At 44.4% G+C, this 6,313-nt stretch carries 9 protein-coding genes; 5 read left to right on the top strand and 4 right to left on the bottom strand.

Annotation, left to right across the window (positions count from 1 at the left end; genetic code table 11):
* The coding region (locus F6K49_RS33830) for a Uma2 family endonuclease (RefSeq protein WP_293103688.1) at positions 1-449 on the top strand (449 nt) is incomplete at its 5' end.
* A gap of 126 nt (positions 450-575) precedes the next feature.
* Here the strand turns inward: F6K49_RS33830 and F6K49_RS33825 are convergent.
* Both F6K49_RS33825 and F6K49_RS33820 read right to left on the bottom strand, forming a co-directional pair.
* Positions 576-857, bottom strand: a complete 282-nt coding sequence (locus tag F6K49_RS33825; RefSeq protein ID WP_293025631.1) for a type II toxin-antitoxin system mRNA interferase toxin, RelE/StbE family — start codon at positions 855-857, stop codon at positions 576-578.
* Positions 854-1,072 (bottom strand): hypothetical protein, encoded by a 219-nt coding sequence (locus F6K49_RS33820; RefSeq protein WP_293025629.1) that lies wholly within the window; start codon positions 1,070-1,072, stop codon positions 854-856. Before F6K49_RS33820 ends, F6K49_RS33825 begins: the two co-directional genes overlap by 4 nt.
* 227 nt (positions 1,073-1,299) lie before the next feature.
* Between F6K49_RS33820 and F6K49_RS33815 the strand changes: the two genes are divergently transcribed.
* Together F6K49_RS33815 and F6K49_RS33810 are read left to right on the top strand one after the other, a co-directional pair.
* Positions 1,300-1,572: a hypothetical protein gene (locus tag F6K49_RS33815; RefSeq protein WP_293025627.1), complete on the top strand. Its 273-nt coding sequence runs from the start codon at positions 1,300-1,302 to the stop codon at positions 1,570-1,572.
* 724 nt (positions 1,573-2,296) lie between these two features.
* Entirely contained in the window at positions 2,297-2,464 is a 168-nt protein-coding gene (locus tag F6K49_RS33810) for a hypothetical protein (protein WP_293103683.1), read from the top strand.
* Here F6K49_RS33810 and F6K49_RS33805 read toward each other — a convergent pair.
* Positions 2,461-2,604 carry a hypothetical protein gene (locus F6K49_RS33805; protein WP_293037466.1) on the bottom strand — a complete coding sequence of 48 codons (144 nt, stop codon included), beginning with the start codon at positions 2,602-2,604 and terminating at the stop codon, positions 2,461-2,463. The two genes, F6K49_RS33810 and F6K49_RS33805, sit on opposite strands and share 4 nt — an antisense overlap.
* Positions 2,605-3,005: 401 nt before the next feature.
* Here F6K49_RS33805 and F6K49_RS33800 point away from each other — a divergent pair, with 401 nt between their 5' ends.
* Both F6K49_RS33800 and F6K49_RS33795 read left to right on the top strand, forming a co-directional pair.
* A complete protein-coding gene (locus F6K49_RS33800) occupies positions 3,006-3,557 on the top strand; it encodes an Npun_F5560 family protein (RefSeq protein ID WP_293025617.1) in 552 nt (183 codons plus the stop codon).
* Positions 3,558-4,049: 492 nt separating this feature from the next.
* Positions 4,050-5,984 carry a WD40 repeat domain-containing serine/threonine-protein kinase gene (locus F6K49_RS33795; protein WP_293103680.1) on the top strand — a complete coding sequence of 645 codons (1,935 nt, stop codon included), beginning with the start codon at positions 4,050-4,052 and terminating at the stop codon, positions 5,982-5,984.
* On the opposite strand, the gene F6K49_RS33790 is transcribed toward F6K49_RS33795, so the two are convergent.
* Positions 5,962-6,108: a hypothetical protein gene (locus F6K49_RS33790; RefSeq protein WP_293025610.1), complete on the bottom strand. Its 147-nt coding sequence runs from the start codon at positions 6,106-6,108 to the stop codon at positions 5,962-5,964. The genes F6K49_RS33795 and F6K49_RS33790 overlap by 23 nt on opposite strands.
* Positions 6,109-6,313 lie beyond the last annotated feature (205 nt).

The following is a 6,313-nucleotide window of genomic DNA, read 5'->3' as shown; positions in this document are numbered from 1 at the left end:
TCGAGATTCTGATGCCAGGACGGGAACACGAAATTTTTGCCAGTATCATCGGTTACTTAATCACAACCTTTCTGACGGAAAAGGGTATTTTCTTTCAGCCAACTCGTTCCATGACTCAGGAAAAAGAAGGCGTCGCCTCTGCCCAAGCTGACGAGTCTTACTGCATCGGTAGTGTTAAGCCGATTCCAGATTTGTCCATTGAAGTAGTTTTTAGCAGTGGTGGCATCAGTAAGTTAGAACGGTATCAAGCTTTAGGTGTTCCAGAGGTTTGGTTTTGGGAAGATGGATTACTAAAGCTTTATCATCTTACTGATGGTAGTTATGTCCCAATCGAGCGTAGCTTGCTACCTGGACTGAGTGAATTGGATCTTGATTGGTTCAGACGCTGTGTTTTGATGGCGGAAACCGATGCGGGAGAAGCGATTAGAGCGTTTCGTCGGCAGATTTAGCTATCAGCTTTCAGTTATCAGCTGTCAGCTTTCAGTTATCAGTTGGGTAGGGTGGGCAAATCTAGATAGTTTCTCCAAAAGTACAGTTATCATCGATATTTGCCCACCCTACTGACTAGGGCTTCGCTAATATACTTCATCATGAGTACCTAAATTAAGCAACAAAATAGCTTCTTCTTGATCTTCAGGATTTTCGATAAATTCAAATAAAATACGGTAGCTGTAGTCAATTGAACATGACCAGATATTGGATAAATCGCCTTTAAGTTTGTGGGTATGTAAGCTAGGATGAAAAGGATCTTCTGCTAACTGACGCACGGTTTTTTCAATTAGCGGTCTAAAATCTGGTCTTTTACGAATTATTCGTTTAAAACCTCGTAGGGATTGGGGTGTCCATGCTATTTTCATGGTTGATCGAGTTCTTCAAGGAATTGATCAACTGAACCAAATGTTACTTTTCCTTCTGCTAATTCTTGGTGAATTTCTTGGATTTCTTGGGATATTATGGCTCTACGTTGTAGATGGAATCGTTTGAGAAGAGTATCGAGTAATATCTCTTGCTCTTCTAAGGACAATTTTTCAACGGTTTCAATCGCTTGCTGAAAGGCTGAGGTTTTGAGCATACTTTCAAGATGATTTGCTGGTTCTTTCTATTTTATCTTTATCAGTCATCCCCTCAACCCAACCTAAAAGATCGGCTTACGCACTCAGTCGGCAGATTTAGCCGTAGAGTGGGCTGCGTCATGAGAGTTTCATCATTTGATCAGTTATCATCAACCTTTGCCCACCCTACTGACTATCAGCTAATGGGCTACGGGAACAGCTAGTCAGCCGTAGGGTGGGCTGCGTCATGGTATTTTCAACATTTGTAGAGTTATCATCGACCTTTGCCCATCCTACAAAAGCGATTGACCGTAGGTCACGCTACGCTCCGGAAGCGTTTCGGCAAAGCCGACGCTACGCGAACGCAAAGCGTGGCCATTCGCGTAGCGTGGCCTTTTGGCCAAGGCCTCAGCTTCCGCGCTTATGCGATCGCACTACGCGCAAGTCAGAAGTCAGAAGTCAGAAGTCTGCTATGACTTACGTTTCGGAGTTTAGGAATGTCAAAGATCTGAATGCGTAGTGCGATAACCTTCAACTAACTAACCTTCAACCAACTAACCTTCAACCTAATTTCAACTTAATAACCCCAAAAAAAATAGCCGCAGAAATACTTTCCACGGCTAGGAATTTTCGCTTATGCACTCAATTTTATCACCTATCCGATTTTGATCGGATGCTTTGTCCAGGGGGGAAACCCCCCCAGAAATTTAAGGTCTTAACGCCAAATCCAATATCTCATCATAATTGTAATAAATTCTCCTGGATTTCCCGTCGGCTGAAGAGGACCCCAGTCAGTAAGTTGAGCGTAGCCCAGGCCATTAAGGATATACACGGTATGGGTTATTTGCTGGCGAGACCCCTTCAAAATGTACGGAACAACGAATCCGTTTGAATTATTGTTTGAATTTGGCTGAGAGTTTTGAGGCATAGTCGAATAATTGTTTTTAGGTTAATAAATATAATCGTAATGATTATATTTAAGTTTGTAAAGGGTTTTTATAATTTTTTTTTTGTTGAGGGGTAATTGAAAGAAAGTGAGCGATTAGCTATCAGCTAAATGCTTAATATTTTGTCATAAGGTTATAATTTAATAGGTTTACATTTGAATATATGATGAATATAAGTTTTGAATTTTGTATGGTGCGTTAGGCGGTTTTGTTGAGAAGATTAGATGATATAACCATAGTGGTATTGGTTGAGAATGGTTTGGTTTCAATTTGTATACCGATGGTGCGTTACATTTCATGCTTCGCACCCTACAAGAGCGATTGCGCACCGGCGCACGCTACGCTCCGGAAGCGTTTCGGCAAAGCCGACGCTACGCGAACGCAAAGCGTGGCCATTCGCGTAGCGTGGCCTTTTGGCCAAGGCCTCAGCTTCCGCGCTTATGCGATCGCACCAAAATGAGTTAAGCTAGCATCAACACAAAATTTAAACCAACAATAGAGGCGATTGCGCACCGGCGCACGCTACGCTCCGGAAGCGTTTCGGCAAAGCCGACGCTACGCGAACGCAAAGCGTGGCCATTCGCGTAGCGTGGCCTTTTGGCCAAGGCCTCAGCTTCCGCGCTTATGCGATTGACCTTTGGTCACGCTACGCGTACGCACTTCAATTCAAAGTTCAAAATTAAAAATTAAAAATTAAGGAAGAAAATATTTAAGTGGGGTAGGGTGGGCAAATAATGAGACTTTGACCATAAGCGATGTGATCATGTTCATTTGCCCACCCTACAAGAGCGATCGCACTCGCACCCTATTTGTAACAATTATTAACAGCAACTGCTCTGCAAAGGGAGTCGGGAGTCGGGAGTCGGGAGACCGGATGTGCTTTGGAATGGTCAATTGCCGGGTTTCGATGGTAAATTAGCTGCAAAGGTATATTTTGTGATCAGTGATCGACACCCCCGGTCGCCATCTACTATTGGTAATTGTATTTTTGTTGGAGTGGTAAGCCATGGTGAGGCAGATTGAAACCCTATCGAGATCAGCTCTGCAAACGGAAGTATCTCGCTTGCGGGAAGAGTTGCAGCTTAGAGACCAGTTAGTGCAGCAGCTGTCTCAAGAACTATTCCGGTTGGTGAAGGGTAATGCTAACTTCAAGCCTCCCCAAGAGGTGTCTGAGCGCCATAAGGCTCAGATGGTGGTCTTGCGAGAACAGTTGCACGATGTGGAGCAGCAGGTGGAATTTTATCAACAGCAAATTGCCACCCGTGACACGGAAATTAAGCAATTGCGGGATAATGTAGAAGAATTAACCGAGCGCTCCCGTCAGCTAGAACAAGTGGTACAAGAGCTACCAAAAATTTATCACCAGAAGTTTTCGGAACGGATGGCACCAGTTAAGGAGAAGGTGACCATGTTACAGCGGGAAAACCGACAACTCCACGCTGAACTCCAGAGTGTCAGTTACCGACTAGCCGTGAGAAGCCGCAATATCACCCGCGTTGATCTACCCAGCTTCAATCGTCAGAATGGTAGTCCAATCCCAACCTTTGGTAGTGTGTAACAGCCTTTGGGTTAGGGGTGCGTCAACTGGTTTGTTGAAGGTTGAAGGTTGGTTTGTTGAAGGTTGAAGGTTGGTTTGTTGAAGGTTGAAGGTTGAAGGGGTAGGGTGCGTTAGGGGGGGCTCGCCGTAATTTTCCGCCTCAACGCCAGCCAAAAGATCGCCCCCCCGTAACGCACCACCGGGTCAAACAGCAATAATCAGATGCACTGGTTTGTGGAAGGCGTAGGGTGCGTTAGGGGGGGCTCGCCGTAATTTTCCGCCTCAACGCCAGCCAAAAGATCGCCCCCCCGTAACGCACCACCGGGTCAAACAGCAATAATCAGATCACAGGTTTGTGGAAGGTTGTTCGCGTAGCGTGGCCGAAAGGCCAAGCTTGACGGTTGGTAGATTAGTTTCTGGGTTGATTACTTACACTTTACGATGGGGAAAACTTGGGGAAAACTTTTTTAAATCTGTCAACTTGCCAACCCTTCGACTTGACCACCCCATATCATGAGCTACTGTCTTAATCCTAAATGCCAAAATCCCCAAAATCCCGATCAGGCCAGGTTTTGTGCCTATTGTGGAACTAGATTACGATTAGGCGGACGCTTCCGTGCTCTGAGGCTGATTAGTATTGGTGGTATGGGGCGCACGTTTCTGGGGGTGGATGAGGCGGATGATAGCAATGCTAAGTGTATCATCAAACAGTTATCGTTACAACAGCAGGATACGAACAATGCTCAGAAAGCGGCTGAGTCTTTCCGCCAAGAAGCGACTAGGCTGCAAGTGCTGGGACAACATCCTCAGATTCCGGAACTTCTGGCCTATTTTGAGGCGGATCATCAATTAGGTATTGCAGGAGAACCTGCTCTAGTCCACAAGTATATCGAGGGGGAAAGCTTAGCCACAGAACTGGAAACGGAAGGGACGTTTAGGGAAAACCAGGTTCGGCAAGTCCTGATTGAATTGCTGCCAGTGCTGCGCTTTATCCATAGTCATCAGGTAATTCATCGGGATATCAATCCCCACAATATCATTCGTCGCCCTCCTCCTGAGTCCTCTTTGTCCCAGCTACCAACACAAAAAACCAGGAAGAGGTTTTATTCTTGGGGGGGAAGGGGGAGCGAACTGTTTCTGGTGGATTTCAGCGCTGCTAAGCTGACTACAAAAACTGTGCTAGCACGAACGGGAACTATGATTGGCTCTGCGGCTTACACGGCTTCGGAACAGTTGATGGGAAAAGCGATCGCAACCAGCGATTTGTACAGTTTAGGGGTGACCTGTATTCATCTGCTTACCAACGTTCACCCCTTTGATATGTTTAATAGTCTAGAAGGGAAGTGGGTTTGGATCGATTACCTCAGGCAACCTGTCAGTGATCAGCTTATTCGCATTCTGAACAAAATGGTAGAGAATTTACCAAACCAACGCTACCAATCTGCTACTCAAGTACTCGGATCACTGGGTTTACCAGAGAATTTCGCTGCTATACCAGTAACGTCTTTATCTACAACAGTTACCCCTAAGTTTGAGACTCCTACTTGGAAATGTGTACATACCTTTTCTGAAGAATCTAGTGGAATTAATTCTATCGCCTTTAGCCCGAATGGAGAAACTATAGTTAGTGGTAGTACAGATAAAACTATCACGCTTTTTAACTGGCAAGCTAAAACAGTTGTCGCCAAACTTTCAGGACATTTAAATGTGATTGAGGCAGTTGGCTTTAGTCCAGATGGAGAAATTATCGCTAGTAGCAGTTGGGATAATACCATTAAACTATGGCATGAGTATACGGGAAATTTAATTCATACCCTTTCTGGACATTCAGGTTGGGTAAAGTGTCTGGCAATTAGTCACAATGGGCAACTTCTAGCTAGCGGTAGTGCTGATCAAACCATTAAGCTTTGGATGCTGAAGAAGGCATCATTACAGACAACTTTCTTTGGCCATTTAGGAACAGTTAATGCTGTAGCTATTAGTAAAGATGGACAACTGCTAGCTAGTGGTAGTGCTGACAAAACCATTAAGCTTTGGAATTTAGTAACTGGTAAGCTCACCGCAACGATTACTGGACATTCGGCATCGGTAGAGTCACTCACCTTTAGCCCTAGTGGTCAAATCTTAATTAGTGGCAGTGCTGATAAAACCATTAAGATTTGGTTGCTCAAGAGGGATCGGTATTTACAAATACCAAAGAAACCGTTGCTTACTCTCACAGGACATGGGCATGCTGTTAAATCTATTGCCATTAGCCCTCAAGGTAATACATTAATTAGTGGTAGTGCCGATAAGACTGTCAAAATCTGGCATCCTGGTAGTGGTGAATTGCTCTATACTCTTACTGATCATTTAAGCGCTGTTACTACCGTTGCTATTAGCCATGATGGTGGTACCATTGCTAGTAGTTCTCAAGATAATACTATTAAGATTTGGCAGTTTGAGTGATTGGGAGAAAGGGAACAGGGAATAGGGAATAGGGAGTAGGGAATAGGGAATAGGGAGCAGGGAGTAGGGAGCAGGGAGTAGGAAAGAGCTCGAAAGAGTTTTTAATGTTGTGATAAATTAGCACTATTGTTAATAACCTATTTATATAGCGCTTCTCATAGCTATGAGGTACGCTTTTCCACCTCAAAGTCCCCCTTATTAAGCTATGCTTTATAAACATATTTCTTTACAAAAAACTTGACAAAAGTAACTTGATATGATTAGTGTGATCAAAAAACTTGACGTCCCACGTTCTCGCTCAGTTTGTATAGGAAAAGCCTTTTGCCAAA

The organism is Moorena sp. SIO3I6, assembly GCF_010672095.1.
The sequence above is the reverse complement of the archived record's forward strand: the minus strand, read 5'-3'. Positions and strand labels throughout refer to the sequence as shown.